Here is a 25,830-nt window from a genome sequence, read left to right as displayed (position 1 = left end):
GCATGTCCTCCCCGCTGCTCAAGAACCGCGCCAGCCTGACCCACAAGCTCGGCTACGCGGTCCGCAACCCGGCCCGGATCGCCCCCTACGTCAAGCGCACCGCCCGCGACACCTGGCTGCGCCTCAAGCACCCCGACCACGTCGCGTACTACCGCGCGGTGATGGCCTCGGACACCGGCCGCAACCCGGAGGCCGCGGTCGGCAGCCGCAGCCACGAACGCTGGCTGGCGCTGGGCGAGATGCAGTTCGCCTACCTGGTGGAGCACGGACTGCAACCCGAGCACCGGATGCTGGACATCGGCTGCGGCAACCTGCGCGCCGGCTGGCGCTTCATCGCCCACCTGGACGCCGGCAACTACTACGGCATCGACATCTCGCCGGACATCCTGATAGCCGCCAAGCGGACCCTGGCGACCTACGAACTCCAGGACAAACTCCCGCACCTGACGATCACTCAGGACCTGAAGCTGGAATTCCTGCCGTCCGCGCACTTCGACGTCGTCCACGCGCACAGCGTCTTCTCGCACTCGCCGATCAACGTCATCGACGAGTGCCTGGCGCACGTCGGCCGGATCCTGGCCCCGGGCGGGTTCTTCGACTTCACCTTCGACCGCACCGAGGGCGCCGAACACCAGGTACTGCGGGAGGACTTCTACTACCGGACCGAGACCCTGCTGCGACTGGCCCGCAAGCACGGGCTGGAGGCGCGGTTCATGGAGGACTGGGAGTCCCGGCCGCACGGCCAGTCCAAGATCCGGGTGAGCAACCCGGCCTGAAGACCCCGGACGGGGCCGCACGGACGCGCCCCGGGGCCGGTCCGGTGGATCACGGCGGGGTCCGCTCCTGACCCACCGGACCTAGGGCCGGACCGGGCCGGTGGGTCAGGGTCGGACACGCCGCGGACCCGGCCCTGACCCACCGGACCGGCCCTAGTGATCGCCGTACTTGTCGGTGTCCACCGGTGTGTCCAGTGCCAGCCGGTAGCCGCGTTTGACCACCGTCTGGATCAGCCGCGGCTCCCCCAGGGCCGTCCGCAGCCGCGCCATCGCGGTCTCCACCGCGTGCTCGTCCCGGCCGGTGCCCGGCAGCGCCCGCAGCAGTTCGGAGCGGGCCACCACCCAGCCGGGGCGGCGGACCAGGGCGCGCAGCAGCGCCATCCCGGCGGGCGGCACCGGGCGCAGCGCGCCGTCCACTACGGCGGCCCGGCCGCGGATCTCCAGCCGGCGCCCGGCGACCGGCAACGGCGGTACCCGACCCGGGAGTTCCCGGCACAGCAGCTGCACCAGCGGCCCCAGCCGGAACCGCTCCGGCTGCCGGGTGGGCACGTCCAGCGCCTCCAGCGGAAGCGCGGTCACCGGCCCCACGCACGCCACCAGCACGTCCTGCCGCAGCGCGGCCAGCAGCTCCGGCTGGATGCCGCGGTCGGCGGCCCGGCGCAGCAGCGAGGCGGCGGCCGGGGCGCTGGTGAAGGTCACCGCGTCCACGCCGCGCACCAGGACCGAGTCCAGCAGCCGATCCACCGGCCCGAGGTCGGCCGGCGGCATCCACCGGTACACCGGCACCCCGACCACCTCCGCACCGCCGGCCCGCAGCGCCTCGACGAACCCCGGCAGCGGCTCCCCGTGCAGTTGGACGGCGATCCGCCGCCCGGCGACGCCCTCCGCCAGCAACCGGTCGAGCACCTCGGCCATCGACTCCGAGGCCGGCGACCACTTCTCGGTCAGCCCGGCGGCCCGGATCGCGCCGCGCACCTTCGGGCCGCGGGCCAACAGCTCCACCCCGGCCAGCCGGCCCAACAGCGCCTCGCCCAGCCCCCAGCCCTCCGCCGCCTCGATCCAGCCGCGGAACCCGATGGCGGTGGTCGCCACCACCACGTCCGGTGGAGCGTCGGCCAGTGCGCGGGTGACGGCGAGCAGTTCGGCGTCGTCCGGCAGCGGCACGATGCGCAGCGCCGGGGCGTGCACCACCTGGGCGCCGCGGCGCTCCAGCAGCGCGCCCAACTCCTCCGCCCGGCGGGCCGCGGTCACCCCGACGGTGAAGCCGTCCAGCGGACGCACCGCCCGCTCCGGCCCGGTGGGCTCCTGCCCGGCTGCCTCCTGCTGATCGTGCATCGGTTTGTCCGTCCCGCTCCGCCCGAGTGGTCTACTGCGCCCTGCGTCCCGGTGTCGCCGGGCGCTCCCGTCCGTCGTACGCCCGGGTGTCGCCGCGGGCTCCGGCACACCCGCGCAAGGTGTCGAGCCTGCCAACGGCACATGACAGGCCCGGTGCGTCAGTATTTCCCTCCTGTTACGGCCGCGCCTCTTGGGGCGCGGTTTTCAGACGTCGGCGTACGCGGGACGGCGCGCCGCCCCGTCCGCATCCGCGGCGGCCGGCCCGCGCTCCGGGCGGCGCAGGTACACCGCCCAGGTGACCACCCCGCACACCGCGTAGTACGCCAGGAACGCGGCGCACGCCGGCACCCCGGAGCCGGTGGCGGCGAACGCCTCCCGGAAGGCGAGGTTGATGCCCAGCCCGCCGAGCGCGCCCACCGCCCCGATCAGCCCCATCGCGGCCCCCGAGAGCCGCCGTCCGGACGCCGCGGCCGCCTCGCCGGTCAGCCCCCGGCGGAGCGCCCGGGCCAGGAAGATGCCCGGGATCATCTTGTACGTGGCGCCGTTGCCCAGGCCGGTGAGCAGGAACAGTGCGGTGAAACCGACGAGGAAGAGCGGCAGCGAGCGCACCGCAGAGGCGACCAGCACCACGCCGGTGGCCAGGCCCATCGCCGCGAAGTTCCCCAGGGTGATCCGCGCGCCGCCGTACCGGTCCGCCAGCCATCCGCCGACCGGTCGGGCCAGCGACCCCAGCAGCGGCCCGACGAAGGTCAGCGACGCCGCCTGGAGGGGCGTGCGCGCGAACTGGGTCTGCAGGACGAGCCCGAAGGCGAAGCTGTAGCCGATGAACGACCCGAAGGTCCCGACGTAGAGCAGCGCCATCACCCAGGTGTGCCGGTCCCGGGCCGCCTCGACGACCGCGCCGGTGTCGTTGGTCACCGTTGCGAGGTTGTCCATGCGCAGCGCGGCCAGCACCGCCGCGAGCACGATCAGCGGCAGGTACACGGCCAGTACGAGTCGCGGCTGCGCGGCCCCCACCGTCCCGATGACCAGCAGTCCCAGCAGTTGGACCACCGGCACCCCGAGGTTGCCGCCGCCGGCGTTCAGCCCCAGCGCCCAGCCCTTCTTCCGCAGCGGGTAGAAGGAGTTGATGTTGGTCATGGACGAGGCGAAGTTCCCACCGCCGACCCCGGCCAGCGCGGCCACCGCCAGGAACACCCCGTACGGCGTCCCCGGCCTCATCACCACCGCCGCCGCGATCGCCGGCACCACCAGCAGCAGCGCGCTGAAGACCGTCCAGTTGCGCCCGCCGAACCGCGCCACGGCGAAGGTGTACGGCACCCGCAGCACCGCCCCCACCAGCGTCGGCACCGCCACCAGGAAGAACTTCCCGGCCGGGTCGATCCCGTACCCCGGGCCCATGAACAGCACCAGCACCGACCACAGGCTCCACACCGAGAAGCCGATGTGCTCGGTCAGCACCGAGAAGACCAGATTGCGCCGGGCGATCCGCTCGCCGGACTCCCGCCAGAACACCTCGTCCTCGGGGTCCCAGCGCTCGATCCAGCGCCGCCCCTTCCTGGGCCGGCCACCCGTAGTCCGGGTGCCGGCCATCTCCGTCGCGGTCTCGGCCGTCATCGCGCCTCCCAAGGGTCGGTTCGGTCCGCGGACCGATTCCGTCCCCGACGCTAGGGACGACGGGTTACCTCCTTGTGGCAGCACGTGACCAGCGCGAAACCTTGCGCTCACGCGGTGCGGATGCATGCGGTGAGCCACCGCGGCACACCCGCGGCGTACGGAGCGGGGGCGGTGCGCCACCGTGCACCACGCGCCCCCGCGTTCACCCGAACGGGGTAATGGCACGTGCCGCGGACACTGCCAGCCTTTTCCTCCGACGCACGGAGTGACCAGCCCACCACGCTCCGTCGCCGACGCGGAGGCGCCTCCCGTCCGGCGGCGGCCGTTCCCCCCTGCCAGGGCGCCACACCCACCCCCGCAGGGATGCCGGGCACCCTCGGACACCGGAAGGAAAGGGATGCGATGCACCGATCACCGCAGCGGATCACCGGCGGACGGTACGGCTCCTGACACCCCCAGCCGCCGCGCGATCCCCCGCCGGGGCGCCTCCCCGCCCCGGCACCACCGAGGGCCGGTCCGGCCGGTCGCGGCCGGACCGCCCCGGGCCCCGCCCGCCCTCGCCCAGCCCTAAGGCCAAGGAGTGGTACCCCCGTGGACTTCCTGGTGTTCCCCGACCACCCCGTCGCCGACCGGCTCGCCGCCTGCCTGCCCCGGACCCCGGCCACCCACACCGTCACGCACCTCTCCGGCCGCCCCTGGATCGTCGGCCACTGGCGGCGCGAGGAGGCGGTCACCGCACGGGTCGGCCCGCGCTGCGCGGTGCTGCTCGGCACGACCTCGGCCACCCCGGACACGCTGGCCCGGCTGCTGCGCCGACTGCGCGGCCTCGACGATCTCGGCGGGCGCACCGGGCTCCGCCACGAACTCCCCGGCAGCTTCTTCCTGTTGGCCTGTATGGGCGCCGAGGTCCGCGCCCAGGGCAGCCTCTCCGCGGTCCGCCAACTGCACCGCACCGACCTCGCCGGCCTCACCGTCCTGGGCAGCCGCCCGCAGGACCTGGCCGCACTGGCCGACGCGGCGGCCGCCGCCGGCCTGCCCGGCGCCCCGCGGACCGGCACGGTCGACGAGGAGGCGCTGGCCACCCGCCTGCTCGCGCCCGGCGCCCCGCTGCCGCTCGCGCTGCGCACCCCCTGGCACGCGGTGCACGCCGTACCCCCCGGCCACTGCGCCACCCACGACCCGGCCGGCCGCTACCGCGAGGACCGCTGGTGGCACCCGCCGGAGCCGGACCTCCCGCTTCCGGACGCCGCCGAGGCCGTACGGGAGGCCCTCAGCGCGGCCGTGCACGCCCGGACGCACCGGGCCACCCTCAGCGCCGACCTCTCCGGCGGCCTGGACTCCACCAGCCTGTGCTTCCTGGCCGCCCGCGACGGGACCGAACTGATCACCACCGCCTGGGAGGGCCGCGACCCGGCCGACGACGGCCCCCTGTGGAGCGCCCACAGCGCCTACCGCCTCAGCCAGGTCCGCCACGGGGGCCGCCACCTCCCCCTCCCGTACACCGACGCCCCCACCTGGTACACCCCGCCCGCCCAGCCCGCGCACACCGACGCCGCCGGGCCGCTGGTCGCCGTCCGGGAGGCCGCCCGGCTGGTCCACCAGGCGCGGCTGGTCGCGAAGTTCGGCTCCCGGATGCACCTGGCCGGCGTCGGCGGCGACGAGTTGTTCACACTGCGGCCGGTGGCACTCAACTCCCTGGCCCGCGGCGACCTCCGCGAAGCCGTCCGGCTGGCCCGCCGGGCCCGGCGACTCGCCTCCTGGACCCTGCCGGCCACCGTGCGCACCCTGCTCGGCGGCCGCTGCTACCCCCGGTGGCTGGCCGCCGGCGCCGACCGGATCGCCCCCGACGCCCGTCGCCGGCCCGGCGGGGCGGACTGGGAGGAGTTCCCGGCGATGCCGCCCTGGGCGCATCCGGACGCGGTCGCCACGGTCCGCCGGCTGCTGCATGTGGCCGCCGCCGCGGCACCGGAACCGTTCGACCCGCTGCGCGCCCAGCACGAACTGGCCGCCGCCGCGGTCCGGGCCGGCGAGCGGGTGCGCGGCGTCGACGCGCTGACCTCGGCGCACGGCGTGGCGTACGAGGCGCCGTTCCTGGACGACGCGGTGATCGAGGCGGCGTTGGCGGTCCGGCTCGCGGACCGGGTGCCGGGCGGCGGCGGCAAACCCGTGCTGGTCGCGGCGATGCGCGGCACCGTGCCCGGCCCGGTCCTTGGCCGCGGCGGCCGGCGCGCGCACAGCGCGGAACTGCACGCCGGGCTGCGCCGGAACCGCCGGGCGCTGGCCGCGCTGTGTGCGGACTCCCGGCTGGCGGCGCTGGGCCTGATCCGCCCGGAGGCACTCCGTCCGATCCTGACGTCCCTGCAACCGGACACCGCTGCGCTGCGGCCGCTGGACCCGACCCTGGCCGCCGAGTTCTGGTTACGGGCCCGGCCGACCCCGCCGGCCTGCGACACCGTCCCGGCGCCCGCCGCCCGGATGCCCGCCCCGACCGGCGAGGGCGGCTGACCCGCGCCCGACGGAGGTCCGCCGGGCGGCCGGCTCGGCGGTCAGTTCCAGCCGATCGTCCTCAGCTGGTCAGTTCGACGGGCGGACCCATCCAGATCGTCTGGTCGCAGATGTTCATCCGGGTCTTCTTGCCCTTTTCGTCCCGGACCTTTATCGCCTTCTGGTGGTGGTCGCGGGGCGCGCCCACCACCGCCTCGTCATTGCTGACCAGGCAGTCCGCGGGCGTCATACCGGGCCCGTGGTCCTTGTAGCGCAGGCTGGTCGTCACCGTGCCACCGCGCCCGAGGTCTATCGGCATGGTGCGGCCCTGCCCCTTGCCGTCCGACTCCGGCCCCTTGCCGACGTGGACCGCGAACGTGGGGAAGCCGTCGAAGACGCACGGCTGCGAGCCCTTGTTCACGCCCGAGAGCCGGGCCTCCCGATGGGTGCTGTGTGGCGTGTCCTTGAGGACGGTGACCTTCCAGCTCAGGCCCTTGGTCTTGCAGTTGGCGTGCAGTGCCGCCATCCGCCCCGAGCCGCAACCGGTCAGACCCAGTCCGGCGGTAACGGTCAAGGCGAGTGCGGCCACCGTCGTCGCGAGCACGGAACGTCGCTGCACGACTCCCCCTTGTTCCATCCGTTTGTCCTGTTCGCACACATCGTTCGCACGCGATGTCCTTCCGTAAGGAAGGAATTTCGGTGCGGTTGGTTGCCTGCGCGCGGGGACGGATACGCATCTCATAAAGAGATATCGATCACGTCGCGGTCGCGCGCTCCTCGTCGCCGGGCGCCCGGCGGGATCCTACGGCCCCTCAGCGCCCGCCGCGGCCACCCCCATCGCCGTGGCATCCGCCGCCGGCAGCCACCAGTCGTCGCCGGGGAGCGTCAACCAGCCCTCCCGGGCTCCCAGTTCCCGGGCCGTGGCCCGCAGCACGTCCAGCCCGGGATGCCGCAACCCCCGCCGCCACACCATCCCCACCGGCGACAGTGGCACCGGATCCACCACCGGCCGCAGCACCATCCCCGGCACCTCGATGAACTCCGTACTCGCCAGCACCAACCAGCCGTGCTTGCGCACCACCCGGACGAACTCCTCCGCCCCCTCGATCTCCGGGAACGGCTCCGCCATCGCGATCCCCCGCCCCGCGAAGAGCCGCGCCGCCAGATCCGTCCACTCCACGGTGTGCGGGTTCCCGGCAGCCGCGTAGAGCGTCTCACCGGCCAGCCGGCCCAACGGTACGGCGGCGGCACCGGCCAGCGGATGGTCCGCGCGCAGCAGCACCGCCATCGGCTCCAAGCGGACCGGCTGGTGACCGAGCCCGGCCCGGGCCGCGGCCGACAGCCCCGCGAACCGCCCGAAGGAGACGTCCAGCCGCCCGGCCGCCAACGCCGCGGCGGCACCGGTCAGCCCACCGTGGAACCGCGCGACCAGTTCACAACTGTCCGGCACCCGCCGCCGGGCCTCCTCCAACACCCGGTACCCGGTCCCGACCGGCGCCCCCACGTCCACCACCAACGGCCGCGCGGGATCCGCCCGGAAGGCCGCCGCCAGCTCCTCGTGGGCCGCCAACACCCGCCGCGCGTACGGCAACAGCCGCTCCCCCTCCCCGGTCAGCGCCACCTGCCGGGTACTGCGGACGAACAGCTGGGCCCCCAACTCCCGCTCCAGCCGTCGGACATCTCGGCTGAGCGCCTGCTGGGCGACGTAGAGCCGGGCGGCGGCCCGGGTGAAGTGCAATTCTTCGGCGACGGCGGTGAACGCCCGCAACAGCCGGGGGTCGATGTCGTACGGCACCGCCCCATCCTCACCCCTCACAGAGGCCCCGCACAGCGAGTTCCCGCACCTCAGGCGCCCTCACCCGGACACTCACCACACAACTGCGTCAATCGCCCCGTCCAGGTGTTGGACGATCACCGGGTCCCACCGCGACCGTTGCGGACATGATCCTCTTCCTGGCCGCCCGCCCCGTCTCGCCCCGTACCGTCCGTCCCCGCCCCGCCCGCCGACGCTCCCCCTACGCCCGGATCTTCGCCGTCCCCGGCACCCGCGCCTTCACCGCCGCCGGCCTCCTCGCCCGGCTACCGATGGGGATGCTCAGCGTCAGCGCGGTCCTGATGATCGCAGGCAGCCGCGGCTCCTACGCCCTCGCCGGGGCGGTCACCGCCACCGGCCTGGCCGCCACCGCACTGGTCGGCCCCTGGACCGCCCGGCTCGTCGACCGCCACGGCCAGGCCCGGATCGCCGTCCCGGCCACCGCCGTCGCCGCCCTCGGCTCGCTCTCCCTACTCCTGTGCGTCCGCGCCGGCGCCCCGGACTGGACCCTCTTCGCCTCCTACGCCGCCACCGCCACCACCCCCAACACCGGCGGCATGTCCCGCGCCCGCTGGGCACACCTCTTCCGCGACGACCCGGCCGCCCGGCACACCGCCAACTCCTTCGAGCAGGCCGCCGACGAACTGTGCTTCCTGCTCGGCCCGGTCCTCGCCACGCTGCTGTGCACCACCGTCGCCCCGGAGGCCGGCACCGCGGTCGCGGCCGCCCTGCTGCTCACCGGCGTCCTGCTCTTCGCGGCCCAACGCCGCACCGAACCGCCCGCCGTCCCGCGCCCGCCCGGCCGCACCCTCCCCCAGCCTCCGGCCGGGGAGCCCCCCACCCCACTCCGCACCCGCGGCCTGCCACCACTCCTGCTCACCTTCCTGGCCACCGGCGCGATCTTCGGCTCCCTGGAAGTGGCCACGATCGCCTACGCGGACGCGCACGGCTACCGCCCGGCGGCCGGCGCACTGCTCGCCCTCCAGGCGGCCGGTTCCGGCGCGAGTGGACTGCTGCTCGGCCTGCTGCCACCGGCGGCCCGACCCGCCCGGCGCTTCCTGGGCTGCGTCGCCGCGATGGCCGCGCTGCTGACCCTGCCGCTGCTGGCCGCCTGCACGGGCGCGCCGGTGCTGCTCGCCGCCGCCCTGCTGACGGCCGGGACGGCCACCGCCCCGGCCATGGTCACCGGCATGGGCCTGGTCCAGTCCCGCACCCCGGCGGGCCGACTGAACGAGGGGATGACGCTGGCGGTGACCGCGCTGCTGGCCGGCATCGCGACCGGCTCCGCGGCCGGTGGCTGGGCCGCGGACCACCTCCCGTCGCCCGCCGCCGGATACGCCGTACCGGCCGCGGCGGCGGCCCTGGCCCTGGCGATCACCGCGACGACCGCGGCCGCCCCTGCCCGACGGGCCCGACGGCTGGACTAGGGCCTGTCCGGTGGGTGCGGGTGGCGGAACCCCCGCACCCACACCACCCACGCCACCCACGGCGAAGGCCACACAAAAACGACGAAGGCGACGCGGCCCGCACATTCGCGGGCACACGTCGCCTTCGTCGTTTTTTCGTGGAGATGGCGGGAATCGAACCCGCGTCCAACGGTGCAGAATCAGGGCTTCTCCGAGTGCAGTCTGCTGCGATTTTCTCAGCCCCGGAGATCACGCAGACAAGTCTCCGACGGGCTCAGTCACTGTTAGTTGTCCTTACTGCACCCCGTGACCGGGTTCAGAAGTAAAGTCCCCTAGCTGATGCCAGGAACCGGGTCGGGAACATCCCCGGGCTGACACTTCGCAAGTCGCTACTTAGGCAGCGAGGGCGAAGGAATCGCGCTTGGTGTTGGCGATTATTGGTTGCGACATATGGTTTACGAGATCATTGCCGCTTCCTCGACTCGCTTCCCCTGCTTCGACATCCGCTGTCGAAACCGATCATCCCCATGTTTTCTTTTCAAGGTGGTGCCACACCCTCGCGGGGTGTGACCCCATCGTACGTGACCAACGCACGAGGGTGCCAGCATATTCCCGGCGGCCGCCGCAGACCCGGTCCGGCCGCCGGGAACGTCAGGCCCGCTGCCGGCGGCGCACCGCCGAGATCGCCCGGTCCGTCTCGCGACGGTCCTGCTGCTCGCGCAGCGTCTGCCGCTTGTCATACTCCTTCTTGCCCTTGGCCAGCGCGATCTCGACCTTGGCCCGGCCGTCCTTGAAATACAGGGACAGCGGCACGATCGTGTGACCCGAGTCCTGGGCCTTGACCTCCAGCTTGTCGATCTCGGCGCGGTGCATCAGCAGCTTCCGCTTCCGCCGGGCACTGTGATTCGTCCAGGTGCCCTGCGCGTATTCCGGGATATGCACGTTGTGCAGCCAGGCTTCGCCGCCGTCGATCTGGACAAATCCGTCCACGAGCGACGCCCGGCCCTGACGCAGCGACTTCACCTCGGTGCCGCTCAGCACCAGACCACACTCATAGGTGTCCAGAATGTGGTAGTCGTGCCGCGCCTTCTTGTGCTGCGCGACGAGCTTGCGCCCGTCGTCCTTCTCTTTGCCCTTGCCCTTGGTAGCCATAGTGCGGCCATTTTCGCACTACGTACCGGTGCCGAGGCCACTCAATACTGTGCGGGCCCGTTTCTCGGCATGATCCTCGACGATCAGGTCCGGGGTGATGCCGGCGCCGTCCACCGCGCGGCCGGCCGGGGTCCGGTAATGGCCGACGGTCAACTCCGCGACCGAGCCGTCCGGGAGCTCGCTGGGCATCTGGATCGAGCCCTTGCCGAACGTCGGGGAACCCACCACGACCGCCCGACCGCGGTCCTGGAGGGCTCCGGACAGCAGCTCGGCGGCGCTCATCGTGCCGCCGTCCACCAGCACGACCAGGGGGGTCCGGGTGTCGCCGGTGCCCGCGGCGTACAGGGCGCGTTGGCTGCCGTGCACGTCGTAGGTGGCGACCAGGCCGCCGTCGAGGAAGACCGAGGCGGTGGCGACGGCCTCGCTGACCAGGCCGCCGGTGTTGCCGCGCAGGTCCAGCAGCAGGCCCGCGCGCGGATCGGCGGTGCGCACCGCACGGCGGACGGCGGCCCCGGTGCCCTTGGCGAACGCGGCGATCTTGATGCGGGTCGGGCTGCCGGCGCCGGCCGGGCGGTCCACGGTGACGTTCTGGGTGTGCAGGCGGGTGCGGTGCAGGGTCACGCTCCACTGGCGGGCACCGCGCCGGAGGTCCAGCCGGACGGGCGTGCCGGCGGCGGCGTCGGAACCCTCGGGGCCGTCGCCGCGCAGCCGGGCGACGGTCTCGGTGACCGGCCGGCCCTGGACGGGGCTGCCGTCGACGGCGTCGAGGCGATCGCCGACGGTGATGCCGGCGCGCGCCGCGGGGCCGCCGGGCTGGACCCGGGACACCGTGATCCGGCCATCCTCCCGCTGCCGCACCCACAGTCCGACGCCGACGTAAGCGCCGCCCAACTGGGCCTGGAAGTCCTCGAATTCGCCGGGGGTGTAGACCGTCGACCAGCGGTCGCCGCTGCGGCTGACGACGTCGGCGGCGGCCTGCGCACCGGACTTGCCGTCCGCGGCGGCCTGCGCCGCGGCCCGCGCGGCCCGTGCGGCCCATTCGACGGATGCCCGGTCGGCGACCGTGTCCTCGGCCGGGCGGCTGCGGGCGGCGGGCTCGGCGACGTCCGCCGCGTCGTCCCAAGTGCCGGTGGCCGCGCCCGCGGCGAGCACCCCGGTGAGGAACAACGTCAGGGCCGCCCCGCGGCGGATGCGGCGGGGCCGGTCGTACGAACACGGGCCCGACATGCCGGTGAGTCTAGGCGACGAAAGGGCGCCGTACGGTGAGTTGACCGTACGGCGCCCTTGGCGAAGCTCACACCTTGAGGTACTTGCGCAGCGCGAAGAACGCGGCGAGCGCGGGCATCAGCAGGCCGATGAGGAGGACCAGCGGGAGCACCGCCAGGACCGAGTCCCAGCCGATGAAGTTGACCACCTGGATCTGCTTGGCCAACCACTGGTTGATCATGAAGTACTTGCCGCCGACGAGCAGGAAGCAGGCGAACACGGCGCCGATCAGGCCGGCGATCGCGGCCTCCATGATGAACGGCATCTGGATGTAAAAGCTGGACGCGCCGACCAGCCGCATGATGCCGGTCTCCCGGCGGCGACTGAACGCCGACACCCGCACGGTGTTGACGATCAGCATCAGCGCCACCACCAGCATCAGGCCCATGACGCCCAGGGCCGCGTACCGCATGCCGTCCAGGAGACGGAACAGCGGCTCGACGGTGTCCCGTTGGTCCTGCACCTGCTCGACGCCGGGCCGTTCGGAGAACGCCGACTTGATGACGTCGAACTTCGTCGGGTCCTTGAGCTTGACCCGGAAGGACTCCGGCAGCTGGTCGGGCGTCACCAGACCGGCCACGGGCGTGTCGCCGAACTGCTCCTTGTAGTGCTTGTACGCCTGGTCGCTGGTCTCGTGCTCCACGTTCTGCACCAGCGGCAGCCGGTGCAGTTCGGCCAGGATGTCGTTCTTCTGCTGGTCGGTCGCCGCGCCCTTGGCGCAGTTGGCGGCCGTCTCGGCGTCGTTCTTGTTGCAGAAGAAGATGGAGACGTTGACCTTGTCGTACCAGTAGCCCTTCATCGTGCTGACCTGGTCACGCATCAGCAGTGAGGCGCCGAACAGGCCGAGCGAGAGGGCTACGGAGACGATGACGGCGAAGGTCATCGTGAGATTTCGGCGGAGACCGACGCCAATCTCCGACAGGACGAATTGGGCGCGCATGGCGTCCTTTCAGTGCTGGTAGCCGTACACGCCGCGCGACTGGTCGCGTACGAGCCGGCCCTTCTCGAGTTCCATGACCCGCTTGCGCATCTGGTCGACGATCTGCTGGTCGTGGGTGGCCATGACCACCGTCGTCCCGGTGCGGTTGATCCGGTCCAGCAGCTTCATGATGCCGACGGAGGTCTGCGGGTCGAGGTTGCCGGTGGGTTCGTCGGCGATGAGCAGCAACGGGCGGTTGACGAAGGCCCGTGCGATGGCGACGCGCTGCTGCTCACCACCGGACAGCTCACCCGGCATGCGGTCCTCCTTGCCGCCGAGGCCGACGAGTTCGAGGACTTCGGGCACCGTCTTGCGGATCTGTCCGCGCGGTTTGCCGATCACTTCCAGGGCGAAGGCGACGTTCTGTCCCACCGTCTTGTTAGGGAGCAGCCGGAAGTCCTGGAAGACCGTCCCCACCTGGCGGCGCATCTGCGGCACCTTCCAGTTGGAGAGCTTGGCCAGATCCTTCCCCAGTACGTGGACGGCGCCATGGCTGGCGCGCTCCTCGCGCAGGAGCAGTCGCAGGAAGGTGGACTTACCGGAGCCCGAGGAGCCCACCAGGAAGACGAACTCGCCGCGCTCGATCTCCAGGGAGACATCCCTGAGTGCGGGGCGGTTCTGCTTCGGGTAGGTCTTGGAGACGTTGTCGAATCGGATCACAGATGCACCACGGTCGACCTGGGTAGGGGCACGGGTTGCCGGTCAGGGCTCCCGTCGGTGAGCGTGACCCTACGCGAACCTCGAGTGGGGGCGAAGTCGTCGTAGGGGGTTGGTGGGTTTCTTCACGGCGCCTATGGGACAAAAGACGCACAATGCCGAGTCGGCGGGCGGCAGAAAGCTGCACGGGTGGGAGGAGAAGGCCGCGTGGGCGGGAGGGGGAAAGCCGCACGGGCGGCAGGAGAGAGCCGCGTGGGCGGGAGGGGGAAAGCCGCGTGGGCGGGCGGGTGAGACCCCGGCACGCGGGAGGGAGAGACCCGTGCGGGCGGTAGCGAGAGATCCTCGGGGCGCGCCGTACGACGACGGAGCTGGCACAGTGGTAAGGGAACCGACGCGCCTCCCGGTGCGTTGGTGCAGTGAGTAAGGAGGTCGCATGACGTACGACCGATTGGTGTGCGCCAATTGCGCGGCCCCTGTGAGCGAGGGCCGCTGCCCCGTGTGCCGGGCCAACAGGGAACGACTCCAGCAGCAAGCAGGCATTTTCGGCCAGCTCAGCCCCGTGGTGCTGGCGGCCCTGCTGATCGCCGTGATCGCGGTCGCGGTGCTGCTCCGCCAGGCCGTCTAGGAGCCCGCACCCGACCGCGGCGCCGCAGGGTGACGGCGCCGCCGCGCAGCGTGTCCGAAGAGCGCTCCGCCTCCCCCAGATACGCCCGAGGGGCCCGGGACGCACAGCGTCCCGGGCCCCTCGTCGTGTGCCGCGTCAGCGTCAGGCAGCCGCCGCGCCGCCGCCGTTCTTGTTGATCAGACGGGGCAGGACCCGGAAGCCCACACCGCCGGCGATCATCGTGGCCGCACCGATCAGCAGGAAGGTGGTGCCGGACGAACCGGTTTCCGCCAGCTGACCGCCCTTGGCCTGCTGCTTGGCCTGGCCGGGGGTGTCGACGACCTGCTCCTTGCCCTGGCCGGGCTGCTCGATCGGCTTGGAGCCCTCGTTGTCGGTGCCGGTACCGGTGCTGTCGCCGCCGGTGCTGCTGCCGCCGGAGTGGCCGCCACCAGTGCTGCTACCACCGGAGTGGCCGCCACCAGTACTGCTACCACCGGTGCTGCTGCCACCGGAGTGACCGCCGGTGCTGCCGCCGGTCTGGCCGCCGGAGGTCTGACCGCCGGTGTGGCCGCCGGAGGTCTCGCCGCCGGAGGTCTGGCCACCCGTGGTCTGGCCGCCGGTGGTCTCGCCACCCGTGGTCTGACCGCCGGAGGTCTGACCACCGGTGGTCTCGCCACCCGTGGTCTCGCCACCCGTGGTCTGACCGCCCGTGGTCTGGCCGCCGGTGGTCTCGCCACCCGTGGTCTCGCCACCGGAGGTCTGACCGCCGGAGTCTTGGCCACCGCTGATCTCGCCACCGGTGGTCTGACCGCCGGAGTTCTGGCTGCCGATCTCGCCGCCGGTGGAGTCGCCGCCGGTGGACTCGCCACCCGTGGAGCTACCGCCGGTGGAGCTACCGCCGCCAGTCTCGTGGCAGAACAGCTTGAGCACGTCCCACGGCTTGCAGACCGTGCCGCCGCTCTGGCCCTGGCCCGTCTCAGCTGCCGATGCCGCGCCGGCCGCGGTGAGCGACGCACCGGCCGCGATCACCGCACCGGCCGCAATGCGCGCAACGCGCAGCCGCGTCTTCTTCGTCATGTACTGCTACCCCCAGTAGCTGAACTCGTCATTGGAGCACCGCCGCACGGGGCAACGACCGATGGGGGTATGCACGCCACGACCTCGCACTGACTGCGGGCCATTCGCCTCCCCGTTCTTGCACGCGCCCCATGACACACGCATGCCGCGCTCAGCCTTCCCAGTTCTCGGAACATCGTCAAGGCCGAATAAAGGGTTGATGCCTGAATTGCCCGGAGATGGGCGATACATGGACGTACGACTGTGACCTAACCGCCACCGCAAAAAACAACTGCCCCCCTCAGGGAGGCAGTTGTCGGGACGTTCCGCGGCCTTTTGTCCGCTTGCGTCTGCGGTTACTTCGCCTGCTGCTCCTGCTGCTTGCGCCAGCGGATGCCGGCCTCCAGGAAGCCGTCGATGTCGCCGTCCAGCACGCCCTGCGGGTTACCGACCTCGCACTCCGTCCGCAGGTCCTTGACCATCTGGTACGGGTGCAGGACGTACGAACGCATCTGGTTGCCCCAGGAGTTGCCGCCGTCGCCCTTGAGAGCGTCCATCTTGGCCCGCTCCTCCTGGCGGCGCCGCTCCAGCAGCTTCGCCTGGAGGACGTTCATGGCGGTGGCCTTGTTCTGGATCTGCGAGCGCTCGTTCTGGCAGGAGACGACGATGCCGGTGGGGATGTGCGTCAGCCGGACCGCGGAGTCCGTGGTGTTGACGCCCTGGCCGCCGGGGCCGGAGGAACGGTAGACGTCCACCCGCAGATCGCTCTCGTCGATCTCGATGTGGTCGGTCTGCTCGACGACCGGCAGCACCTCGACGCCCGCGAAGGAGGTCTGGCGGCGGCCCTGGTTGTCGAACGGCGAGATCCGCACCAGGCGGTGCGTGCCCTGCTCCACGGAGAGCGTGCCGTAGGCGTAGGGCACCTGGACGGCGAAGGTGGTCGACTTGATGCCGGCCTCTTCGGCGTACGAGGTCTCGTACAGCTCGGTCTTGTAGCCGTGGCGCTCGGCCCAGCGCAGGTACATCCGCTGGAGCTTCTCGGCGAAGTCCGCGGCGTCCACCCCACCGGCCTCGGCGCGGATGCTCACCACGGCCTCGCGGGCGTCGTACTCGCCGGACAGCAGCGTGCGGACCTCCAGCTCGTCCACCGCCTTGCGGACGTCGGTCAGCTCGCGCTCGGCCTCGGCGCGGGTCTCCTCGTCGCCCTCGGCCTCGGCGAGCTCGAAGAGCACCTCAAGGTCGTCGACGCGGCCGCGCAGCTCCTCGGCCCGGCGCAGCTGGCCCTGGAGGTAGGACAGCTGGCTGGTGATCTTCTGCGCGTTCGCCGGGTCGTCCCACAGGGACGGCGCCGCGGCCTGCTCCTCAAGCACGGCGACATCGGCCCTCATCTTGTCGAGGTCCAGGACGGCCTCGATCGACTCCATGGTCGAGGAGAGGGACTTCAGCTCTTCGGATACATCGACGACTGCCACGCACCCAGCCTAACGGCTGCCACCGACAATGTGCCCCGGCCCCGGCTACCCGGCCGGGGCGGGACCGGGGCGCTCGGGCCCACAGTCCGCCTCGCGCGCCGTTCCCGCGCCGGCGCCGCGGCGGCGTCAGCCCCAGGTCACGGGGCCCGATGCGGCTGGTGCACGCCGGGCCTGGCGTCGCCCCCCTCGTCGCCGCCCGAGGCCAGCAGACCGCCGACCACGGCCGCCACGACGACCAGGGCGGCCGCCACGCCCACCTTGATCCGACGGCGGCGCACCGCCTCCGGCGACGAACGGTGCCGGGCCGAGCCCGCCCGACGCTCCCCCGCGGCCCGCGGGGCGCGGGCGGTGCCGTGCGCGCCGCCGGCCAGTTCGTCCGGCTCGGGGACCCGCATGCTGGTGTGCGTCTCCCGGTTGGAGTCCGGTTTCGCCCCCTGGACGAGGGGGACCGCGCCGCGCGGCGGCCCTTCGGGCGCCGCCGTCGCGTAGTGGGCCTCCTGGCGGGAGCCGGTGGGAACGCCCTCCGGGTCGTCCGCCGGCTGCTCGTCGCCGGGCTCGTCGATGTCCAGCGGCGGGATGCCGGCCAGACCGGGCAGGATCTCCCGCAGCCGGGCGGCGAGTTCCGGGGCCCGCAACCGGGAGGCAGGCGCTTTGGCCAGGCACTGGAGCAGCAGTTGCCACAGCTCGTCCGGAATGCCGGGCAGCGGGGCAACACTCTCGGTGACGTGGCGGCGCAACACCGCGCCGGAGTGGCCGCCCCCGAAGGGCGTGAAGCCGGCGAGCATCTCGTACAGGACGGTGGCCAGCGCGTAGACGTCCACCGAGGCGCGCGGCGGCAGCCCTTCGATGATCTCCGGGGCGAGGTAGTCGGGGGTGCCGATGACCTTGGTCGAGCGGAGCGGGTGGGTGGTCCCCCCGGTCGGAGGCTGGGGGAGGGTCCTGCGTGGGGAGTCGACCAGGCGCGCGATGCCGAAGTCGGTGAGCAGCGCGGGGTGCGCGCCACCGGGGCCGAGCGGCCCCTGCATGTCCAGGAGGACGTTCTCCGGCTTGACGTCGCGGTGCACGATCCGGGCGGCGTGCGCGGCGGCGAGGCCGTCGGCGACGTCGGCCGCGATGGCCACGGCGGCCTCCGGGGCCAGCCGCCGCTCGCGTTCCAGGCGGGTGCGCAGGTCGGTCCCGCGGACCAGGTCCATGACGAGCGCGAGGTCGGCGCCGTCGACGACGAGGTCGCGGACGCCGACGACACGCGGGTGCTCCAGGCTCAGCAGCGCCGCCCGCTCCTGCACGAAGCGGCCGACGAGCTCCTGGTCGGAGGCGAGATCCTCACGCAACAGCTTGATGGCCACGGCCCCTTCGGGACCCTCGCCCAGCCATACCGTGCCCGCACTGCCGCGCCCCAGGATCTGGTGGGCGGTGTACCGGCTGCCGATCTTCCGTGCCAAGACTGCTCCGACGTGTCGGGCCCCCGAGCGTCCTGCGGGGGCTGAGGTTGGCGTCAAAGCTACGCGGGCGCCAGAGGGTTCAGTGCCCCCAATGGCGGCAACCGTCACTTCTGTCCGGGAATTCATCGGCCGGAAGTCGACAAAGAGACTATGCTGCCGCCGCTCCGTCCGTACGGACCGTCAGCCACCGATTTTCTGTACGAAGTCCCGCACGCTGGTGAAGATGTCGCCGATCTGCTGGAAGAAGCCCTTGGTCGTCCCGATCCACTCCTGGAGCGGGGTGAACTCCCAGATCAGCCAGGCCGCCACGAACAGCAGCAGCACCGTGAACAGGCAGCCCTTCAGACAGCCCAGACCGGGGATCCGCATCGGGTTGGCGCTGCGCGGCCGCGGTTCGCGCCGGGGCCGCGGCTCCCGGGCGGGCGGCGGAGCCGGCTCGTAGCGCTGCGGCGGCGGCTCCTGACGGCGCTGCGGGGCCGGCGGCCGCTGCTGCTGCTGCTGCTGGGCGTACCCGGCCTGCTGCCCGCCGTACTGGGGCGGCTGCTGCGGGGCCGAGCGGCGCTGCGGACGGCGGCGCAGCGGGTCGTCCTGCGGGTCCAGGTACTGCACCTGGGTCTGGTCGTTGCGGTCGCGGGCGGCCCGCAGCTGGGACTCCCACGGATGCGGGCCCTCGGGCTCCGGCGGACCGGCGGTGGGCGCGCCCATCGGCATCGGGGGCACCGGCGGCATCGCACGCGTGGGCGCCGGGCCCTGGCCTCCGGGACCACCGACGCCGCCGGTGGACGGCAGCACGCTGGTCGGTGCGCCCGGGTCGTAGGAGGACGCGTTGGTCGGCAGCACCTGGGTCGGCGCGGCGGCGTCCGTCCCCTGGGAGCCGGTGCCGGGGACCGTGGCCGGGTCCGGGTCGGGGGCGAGCAGCACGGCGACACCCAGCGCGGCCTGGGCCTGCTCCGGGGTGGCCTGCGCGCCGATGCCGGCCGCGACGGTGCGCAGCCCGCGCGCCAGGTTCTCGGCGCTGGGGCGCTCCTCGGGGCGCTTGCGCAGGCAGCGCTCGATGATCGTCCACATCGGCTCGGGGAGCGAGGCGGGGCGCTGCGGCTCCTCGGCGAGGTGCTTGTGCAGCACCTCCAGGGCGGTCGCCCCGGCGAACGGCGGGCGGCCGGTGAGCAGTTCGTAGAGCAGGATGCCGGCGCCGTAGATATCCACGGCGGAGGTCTGCGGGCGGCCCTCGGCGGACTCCGGCGCCACGTAGGCGGGGGTGCCGACGAACTCGTGGGTACGGGTCAGCCCCGGGGAGTCGGCCAGCCGGGCGATGCCGAAGTCGGTCAGCATCGGGTGCATCTCGCCGCTGCCGTCCGAGCCGGCGAGCAGGACGTTGGCGGGCTTGAGGTCGCGGTGGACGACGCCGTCGGCGTGGCTGGCGGCCAGTGCGTCGGCGATCTGCGCGGTGAGCAGGGCGGCTGCCACCGGGCTGAACGGGCCGTTGTCGCGCAGGTAGCGGTGCAGGTCGGGGCCGTCGACGAGGTCCATGACGAGCGCCAGCAGGTCGCCCTCGACGACCAGGTCGCGGGTCCGGACGATGTTGGGGTGGGTCAGCCGCAGCAGGACCGAGCGCTCCCGTAGGAAGCGCATCACCACGTCGGCGTCGGACGCCAGCTCCTCCTTGAGGACCTTGATCGCGACCGTTTCGCCGGGCTCCCCCGGGACGGCGGCCTCGGCACCCGCCGCCTCCCTCTGGCGGGCACGCCAGACGGTGCCCGTGGCGCCGCGTCCCAGCGGCTCCTCAAGCAGGTACTTGCTGCCTACCGGCCGCACGTCATGCGCTCCCTGGTCGTGGTGGAGATCCTTGCCTGGCCCGCTGGGTCAGCTCGCGGCCCGTCCGCCCCACTGTAGTGCCGTCGCACAAACATTTCGGCGCGCCGGACAGGGCAGGGCTCCTCGGAAAGACGCCGGTTCCGGGTCGTTGGTTGCCCGGATTCCGAACGCCTCCCGGCCCGGCCGGTACGCGGTGTTCCCAGGTCCGCGTCAACACGGCCGGAAGCCGCTTCAGCGGTCCGGGTGCCGTCCGCCACCGACCGCTCCCATGGCAACCGATGATCGAAATCGGCCGGTTCGATGCGCGTAAGCAGGCAGTTTTCCGCCGGCCGCCGACCAATCAAGATCATTAATGGGCGGTCGGCGGGCGTGTTGTCAGCGGCAGGTGCGAGGATGCATCCCAGCACGCACGCGGTGGGGGCGCGCGGTCACTGTCGCGACGTGCATGGGACATGTCCGTGCCGACGTGCCCGGGGTGCGGTGGGGGAGCGAGCGGAGCCCCTGCCGGATTCCCGGCAGAAGGGACCGTTGACGGCGATGCAGATCCGGCTGACCGTCCTCGGGCCGCGCAGCGGCCACACCACGCGGGCCTGCGACGTCCTCGTGACGGCCCCCGCCGGGACCGCCCTGGCGACGGTGGCCGGCTCACTCGCGGCGGCCGTGGCGGGCACCGGCGCGGACGTCGGCAGCACCAGCAGCAGCGCCCCGGTCGTCCTTTACGCCGGCGCCGAGCGACTCGACCCGCAGCGCGCCGCCCTCGGCGAGCCACCCCTGATCGACGGCGCGGTGCTCTCCCTCCAGGGCCCCGGCCCCGCCCCCGCACACGGCCTGCCGCACGGCTCCGCGCGACTCCGCGTCGTCTCGGGCCCCGATGCCGGCGGCGTCCACCTCCTGCACGGCGGTCAGATCCGCATCGGCCGCTCCGCCGACGCCGACGTCCCCCTGGACGACCCGGACGTCTCCCGCCTGCACTGCGCCGTCACGGTCGAGCCCGACGGCGCGGTGTACGTCGCCGACCTGCGCTCCACCAACGGCACCGCCGTCGACGGCACCGAACTCCACGACCTCGCCGTCCCCCTGCCGCCCGGCGCCCTGCTGCGCATCGGCGAATCGGCGCTCCGCCTCCAGTCCCCGCCCCGCACCCCGGACCCGGCCCTGAACGCCACCCCCGACGGCGAGGGCCACCTCCGGGTCGCCCCCGGCCGGGTGAGCCCCGGCGCGACGGCCACCGGAGCGACCACGTCGGGTGCCTTGTACGCCCACCCCGGCCACCCCCCGACGCACGCCGGCGCGCACGGCACCCGCACCGCCCCTGCCGACCCGTACGGCACCACCACGGGCACCACCGGCACCACGGGCAACACCACCTATCCAGGGACCGACGCCAGTGGCAACGGCCCGGTAGCGCCCGGCCACGAGCACGCCACCTCGGCCGGCGCCACCCCACCGATGGCCGCCCCGCCGACCCCCGCCCCCGAGAGCTGGCCCGCCGCCGGATCCGGGCGCCGGGACACCCCGCTGCGCGGCGTTCCCGTCCCGGGGTGGGGTGGGCCGGAGGAGGGCGGCCTGTTCCCGCCCGCCGCACCCGCCACGCCCCGCCAGGAGCCCACCCCCGACCCCGCCACATACGGGCAGGGCCCGCACGACCCCACGGCACCCGGCTCCACGACACCCGGCGCCGCGGTACCCGGCTCCGAACGGGCACCGGACGCCGCCCCCCACGCCCCGACGCACGCCACCTACGGGAACGGCCCGGGCCACCCCACGGCGGACTACGAGGCACCCACCGTCCCCGCCGCGGTGGCCGGCCACGGGGTCGCGCCCACGGGCGGGCAGACCCACGGCGGACAGCAGTCCCTGGTCCCGGCCGACCCGGTGACCCGCAAGGCCGGCCGGCGCGGCGGCATCGGCGCCTGGGCCCGCCGACTCGCCGGCGGACGCCCCGTAGTAGAGCCGCACGACCCGACCCCCGAGACGGCGTACGGCGACGGGCCGGCACCCACCGACGAGCCGTCCCCTACGGCCGCCGGCACCACCCCCGCCCCCGCCGGCCCGGCCGCCCACGAACGCTGGCCGGACGCCGCCGCCGTCCTGCTCACCGCGCTCGGCCCCGGCCCCCGGCTCTGGGAGCGCGGCCCAGAACACCCGGACGCCCTCACCGTCCGCCTGGGAACGGCCGAGCGGGACGGCGGCCGCACCGTCACACCCGTCACCGTCGAACTGCGCCGGGCCGGCGCCCTCGGGCTGGCCGGACCGCGAGGCCGGCTCGTCGGCCTGGCCCGGTCCGCCACCGCGCAACTGGCCGCGCTGCACTCCCCCGGGGCGCTGGAGATCGCCTTGATCAGCGCCGACCGGGCACACGCCGTCGAGGAGCGGGTGACCGACTGGTCCTGGCTGGGCTGGTTGCCGCACGTCCGCCCGGCCCGCGGCCAGGACTGCCGCCTGCTGCTCGCCTACGACAAGGAACAGGCCGCGGCCCGCACCGCCGAACTGGTGCGACGGCTGGACGACGGCCCACTGGGCCCCGGCTGGCCCAGCGCCGACCGCGCCGAGGTGGCCTCCGCCGCCGCCCGCCACCAGGGGCCGTACACCCTGCTGATCGTCGACGGCGACCCCGGCTCGTCGGCGCTGCGCGAAACCACCGCACGACTGGCCGCCGGCGGCCCGGCGGCCGGCATCCACGTGCTGTGCCTGGCCGAGACCCCGGCCGCCTCCCCCGCCTTCCCGCTGGCCGCGACATACGAGGCGGCGCGCGTCGCCTCGCCCGCGTTCGGCGAGTGCGGGGCGGTGGCGGTGCTCAGCGGCGACGTCGCCACGGCCCTGCGGGTGGTCCAGCCGGGCTCGGGGCCGAACGGCACGGTCGCGACCGTGGACGCGGTCTCCGTCGCCTGGGCGGAGCGGTTCGCCCGGGCGCTGGCGCCGCTGCGCGAGGCCGAAACGGGCGCCGGCCCGGGCGGACCGACCGCGCCGCGCGCCGCGGTACCGCTGCCGGATTCGGCACGCCTGCTGGACGAACTGGGGCTGGCCCGCGCCACACCCGCGTCCCTGATGGCCCGTTGGGCGGCGGCCCAGGACACCGACCGGCCCAGCGCCGCCGCAGTACTGGGCGCCGGACCGCACGGCCCCGTCGTCGCCGACCTCGCGGCCGACGGCGCGCACCTGCTCGTCGAGGGCGCGGCGGCCACCGGCAAGACCGAACTACTGCGGTCCCTCGCCGCGTCGCTGGCCGCCGCGGACCGCCCGGACCGACTGTCGCTGGTACTGGTGGACGGCGCCGGCACCGAACGCGGCGAGGGCCTGCGGGTCTGTACGGAACTGCCGCACGTCACGACGCACCTGGCCGCCTCGGACCCGGTGCGGATGCGGGAGTTCGCCCAGGCGCTCTCCTCCGAACTGAAGCGGCGCGCCGAAATACTGGCCGGCACCCCCTTCTCCGAGTGGCGCACCAAGCACCTCCCGGCCCCCCGCATCATCGCCCCCCGCCGCTCCACCGAAAGCACCTCCACCCCCGGCACCTTCACCCCCAACCCCGCCACATCGTCGAGTGCCCGTACGTCGAGCACCCGCACATCGAGCGCCCCCCTGGCCAGCTCCTCCACAGCCAACGCCTCCACCGCGAGTGCTTCGGCTGCCGGCGCTTCCGTGGCCATGCCGGCCCGGCACACCCCTCCCACCCCTCCCACCCCTCACGCCTCATCGGGACCATTCGACTCGTCCAGTTCGTCTGGCTCATCCGGCACATCCGGCTCGTCCAACTCATCCGGTCTGCCCGCCACACCTGGCTCACCCGTCCCACCTGATTCATCCGCCACTTACACCCCCTCCATCCCACCCCCCACCTTCACAGCGAGTAACGAAGCCCAGGAACAAATCACTCTCCGTAATCGTTGCCGTAACAAGGAAGACAGCAGCGGCGCCCCGGCCGACCCCGCGGACCCCTCCCGCACGGGCACCCTGCGCCTCCGCACCCGCCCCGACGTCCCGCCCCAGGACCCCGACCACCCGAACCACCACGGCCACCCCGGCCCCTCCGCCACCCTCGGCGATGCGCCGACCCACCGGATGGCCGGCGCCGCGGGCACGACGGGCAGTGGAGGCTCGACCGGCACGCCGGGTCTGGCAGGCGCGGCCGGTACGGCGGCGTCCGCCGCCTCGGCAGCCTCGACAGCTTCGGCCACTCCCGGCCGGACGGCATCGCAGGCGGTAGCTCAGTCCGCTGTCCCACCGGCCGCTCCCATGCCCCGGCTCTTCATCCTGGTCGACGACTTCGACGCCCTGGTCTCCCCGGCGCTGGGCAGTACGGGCCGCCCGGCCGCCGGTTCCGTGGTGCGCGCCCTGGAGGCGGTGGCCCGGGACGGCGCGGCACTGGGCGTGCACCTGATAGCCGCCACTGGCCACCCGGACCGCACGGAAGGCACGGCGACCGCCGAACGGGCCGCCCTGCTGATCCAGTTGGGCGGCGCCACCGGCCCGTCCGAGCCGACGCCGCCCGGCTGCGAGCCGGTACCGCCCGGCCGCGGACGGCTGCACCGTGCGGCGGACGGCACGTCCACGCCGTTCCAGGCGGGGCGGGTGACCGGGCGGATACCTCGTACGTCCACGCTGCGGCCGACCGTCGTGCCCTTGGAATGGCAGCGGATGGGTGACCCGCCGGCCCGGCGCCCGCTCCGGGAACTGGGCAACGGCCCGACGGACCTGGCACTGCTGGCCAGCGCGCTACAGCGGGCCGCGCAGTCCTCGGGTGCGCCGGCGGGGCCGTCGTTGGTTTGAGGACGGTTGCGGGCGGTTGCGGGCGCTTGAGGGTGGATGTGAGGGCTTGAGGGTGGCGGCGGGGGCTTGAGGCGGTTATTGCCGCTTGAGGTGGTTGCGAGTGCTTGTGGTGCTTGCGGTGGTCGTGAGTGCTTGCGGTGGTCGTGAGTGCTTGTGGTGGTTGTGGGTGCTTGCGGGCCGTCTGGGCTGTCGGGGCCGTCAGGGCTGTTGATGCTGGGGGGGGGGCGGCCTCGGTGGCCAGTGGGGGTTAGCGGCCTGGGTGGTCGGTGCGGGATCTGCTGCGGGCCGGTGCGGGAGGGCTTCGGGGGGCGGTTCGGGGTCGGGGCGGCGGTTGCTCCTGTGGTGATGGCTCCATGGCGGGTGGTGTGTCCCGTGGTGGGTGGTGCCCCATGGCGGGTGGTGTCCAAGGCGTGATCGTGTGCCTCGCGGTGGGCTGAGGGGGCCGTGGGTTTTGGGGCTGTTGCGCGGGCGGGTCGGCGGGGCCGGTGGGGGGTCAGCCGGGTCGGGAGACGGGCCGAAATGTGGTTTCCGAGCCGGTGGTGAGGGCGGGGTGGTGGTGGAGCCGGCGAGCGGGCGCGGCCCGTAACAGGCCCATCACGAAAGGGGAGTTGGCGTGGTTGGCGGTATTGCGGAGCCGGTGGTGGGGGCGTAGGACTGTCGCACGTGCCGCGGTCTCGGGCTCAGGCTCGGACTCGGACTCAGGCTCAGGGTGAGCGCGGACGCGGCGTGGGTGAGCGCCGGTGCGAGTGGTGCGGATGCGACTCCGGTGGGATCGGCCGGCTCTGGCGCAGTTAGGGCCGGTAGAGCTGGTGGCCGGTGGGCAGCAGTGGCCAGTAGGGCAGCAGTGGCCGGTAGGGCAGCAAGGGCAGTAGCGAGCGGCAAGCCACGGTGAGGCGCCACGTACGGAGCGGCAGCGTGCACAGGACGACTGCATCGGCGACACCGCATCACGGCACCACAGCACCTCAGCGCCACAGCACCGCAGCGCCACGGGCGCTCGCCTAGACGGCACGACGGTAGACGGCACGCAGCACGCAGCACGCAGCACGCAGCACGCAGCACGCAGCTGGATGGTACGGCGCGACGGCACGGTGATTGCGGCACTGGCGTAGGCGGAACGGTTTCGGCGGCACGGCGCCGGCGTGAGCGTGCGGGGCCCGGCTGCACCGGGCGGGGCCGTTCGCGG

General features: G+C 73.5%; 17 protein-coding genes and 1 other RNA gene. 5 read left to right on the top strand and 13 right to left on the bottom strand.

Annotated elements, in window-relative coordinates:
- The first annotated feature begins 2 nt into the window (after positions 1-2).
- Positions 3-776 carry a class I SAM-dependent methyltransferase gene (locus tag ACO0M4_RS23280; RefSeq protein WP_430372866.1) on the top strand — a complete coding sequence of 258 codons (774 nt, stop codon included), beginning with the start codon at positions 3-5 and terminating at the stop codon, positions 774-776.
- Positions 777-929: 153 nt separating this feature from the next.
- Here ACO0M4_RS23280 and ACO0M4_RS23275 read toward each other — a convergent pair whose 3' ends face one another.
- Together ACO0M4_RS23275 and ACO0M4_RS23270 are read right to left on the bottom strand one after the other, a co-directional pair.
- Entirely contained in the window at positions 930-2,111 is a 1,182-nt protein-coding gene (locus ACO0M4_RS23275) for a uroporphyrinogen-III synthase (protein ID WP_430372865.1), read from the bottom strand.
- A 204-nt stretch (positions 2,112-2,315) separates the two neighbouring features.
- Positions 2,316-3,728 carry a nitrate/nitrite transporter gene (locus ACO0M4_RS23270; protein ID WP_430372864.1) on the bottom strand — a complete coding sequence of 471 codons (1,413 nt, stop codon included), beginning with the start codon at positions 3,726-3,728 and terminating at the stop codon, positions 2,316-2,318.
- A 591-nt stretch (positions 3,729-4,319) separates the two neighbouring features.
- Between ACO0M4_RS23270 and ACO0M4_RS23265 the strand changes: the two genes are divergently transcribed.
- The gene (locus tag ACO0M4_RS23265; protein ID WP_430372863.1) at positions 4,320-6,233 is read left to right on the top strand and encodes an asparagine synthase-related protein; all 1,914 of its coding nucleotides are present in this window, start codon (positions 4,320-4,322) and stop codon (positions 6,231-6,233) included.
- A 61-nt stretch (positions 6,234-6,294) separates the two neighbouring features.
- Here the strand turns inward: ACO0M4_RS23265 and ACO0M4_RS23260 are convergent, their stop codons facing one another.
- Together ACO0M4_RS23260 and ACO0M4_RS23255 are read right to left on the bottom strand one after the other, a co-directional pair.
- A complete protein-coding gene (locus ACO0M4_RS23260) occupies positions 6,295-6,831 on the bottom strand; it encodes a DUF4232 domain-containing protein (protein WP_430372862.1) in 537 nt (178 codons plus the stop codon).
- 183 nt (positions 6,832-7,014) lie between these two features.
- Complete coding sequence (locus ACO0M4_RS23255; RefSeq protein WP_430372861.1) at positions 7,015-8,007, bottom strand: LysR family transcriptional regulator; 993 nt, start codon at positions 8,005-8,007, stop codon at positions 7,015-7,017.
- Positions 8,008-8,153: 146 nt separating this feature from the next.
- Between ACO0M4_RS23255 and ACO0M4_RS23250 the strand changes: the two genes are divergently transcribed.
- The gene (locus tag ACO0M4_RS23250; RefSeq protein WP_430372860.1) at positions 8,154-9,452 is read left to right on the top strand and encodes an MFS transporter; all 1,299 of its coding nucleotides are present in this window, start codon (positions 8,154-8,156) and stop codon (positions 9,450-9,452) included.
- A gap of 135 nt (positions 9,453-9,587) precedes the next feature.
- Here ACO0M4_RS23250 and ssrA read toward each other — a convergent pair.
- The 5 genes from ssrA to ftsE all read right to left on the bottom strand — a co-directional run bounded on the left by ssrA (position 9,588) and on the right by ftsE (position 13,488).
- Positions 9,588-9,958, bottom strand: a transfer-messenger RNA (tmRNA) gene (gene ssrA / locus ACO0M4_RS23245).
- A 124-nt stretch (positions 9,959-10,082) separates the two neighbouring features.
- Positions 10,083-10,583, bottom strand: a complete 501-nt coding sequence (gene smpB / locus ACO0M4_RS23240; RefSeq protein ID WP_430372859.1) for an SsrA-binding protein SmpB — start codon at positions 10,581-10,583, stop codon at positions 10,083-10,085.
- An 18-nt stretch (positions 10,584-10,601) separates the two neighbouring features.
- Positions 10,602-11,810: a S41 family peptidase gene (locus ACO0M4_RS23235; protein ID WP_430372858.1), complete on the bottom strand. Its 1,209-nt coding sequence runs from the start codon at positions 11,808-11,810 to the stop codon at positions 10,602-10,604.
- A gap of 67 nt (positions 11,811-11,877) precedes the next feature.
- A complete protein-coding gene (gene ftsX / locus ACO0M4_RS23230; RefSeq protein ID WP_430372857.1) occupies positions 11,878-12,789 on the bottom strand; it encodes a permease-like cell division protein FtsX in 912 nt (303 codons plus the stop codon).
- Positions 12,790-12,798: 9 nt separating this feature from the next.
- On the bottom strand, positions 12,799-13,488 hold the full coding sequence (gene ftsE, locus ACO0M4_RS23225) for a cell division ATP-binding protein FtsE (protein WP_100604605.1): 690 nt from the start codon (positions 13,486-13,488) through the stop codon (positions 12,799-12,801).
- Positions 13,489-13,918: 430 nt separating this feature from the next.
- Between ftsE and ACO0M4_RS23220 the strand changes: the two genes are divergently transcribed.
- Positions 13,919-14,110: a hypothetical protein gene (locus ACO0M4_RS23220; protein ID WP_430372856.1), complete on the top strand. Its 192-nt coding sequence runs from the start codon at positions 13,919-13,921 to the stop codon at positions 14,108-14,110.
- Between the two features lie 141 nt (positions 14,111-14,251).
- Here the strand turns inward: ACO0M4_RS23220 and ACO0M4_RS23215 are convergent, their stop codons facing one another.
- From ACO0M4_RS23215 to ACO0M4_RS23200, 4 genes are all read right to left on the bottom strand, one after another.
- Positions 14,252-15,166 (bottom strand): LPXTG cell wall anchor domain-containing protein, encoded by a 915-nt coding sequence (locus ACO0M4_RS23215; RefSeq protein ID WP_430372855.1) that lies wholly within the window; start codon positions 15,164-15,166, stop codon positions 14,252-14,254.
- 335 nt (positions 15,167-15,501) lie between these two features.
- On the bottom strand, positions 15,502-16,617 hold the full coding sequence (gene prfB, locus ACO0M4_RS23210; RefSeq protein WP_430372854.1) for a peptide chain release factor 2: 1,116 nt from the start codon (positions 16,615-16,617) through the stop codon (positions 15,502-15,504).
- A gap of 137 nt (positions 16,618-16,754) precedes the next feature.
- Entirely contained in the window at positions 16,755-18,059 is a 1,305-nt protein-coding gene (locus ACO0M4_RS23205) for a serine/threonine-protein kinase (protein ID WP_430372853.1), read from the bottom strand.
- Positions 18,060-18,239: 180 nt separating this feature from the next.
- The gene (locus ACO0M4_RS23200; RefSeq protein WP_430372852.1) at positions 18,240-19,874 is read right to left on the bottom strand and encodes a serine/threonine-protein kinase; all 1,635 of its coding nucleotides are present in this window, start codon (positions 19,872-19,874) and stop codon (positions 18,240-18,242) included.
- A 537-nt stretch (positions 19,875-20,411) separates the two neighbouring features.
- Between ACO0M4_RS23200 and ACO0M4_RS23195 the strand changes: the two genes are divergently transcribed.
- Entirely contained in the window at positions 20,412-24,644 is a 4,233-nt protein-coding gene (locus tag ACO0M4_RS23195) for an FtsK/SpoIIIE domain-containing protein (protein WP_430373910.1), read from the top strand.
- Positions 24,645-25,830: the final 1,186 nt, after the last annotated feature.

The organism is Streptomyces sp. RGM 3693 (assembly GCF_050471125.1).
Classification (GTDB): Bacteria; Actinomycetota; Actinomycetes; order Streptomycetales; family Streptomycetaceae; genus Streptomyces.
The sequence above is the reverse complement of the archived record's forward strand: the minus strand, read 5'-3'. Positions and strand labels throughout refer to the sequence as shown.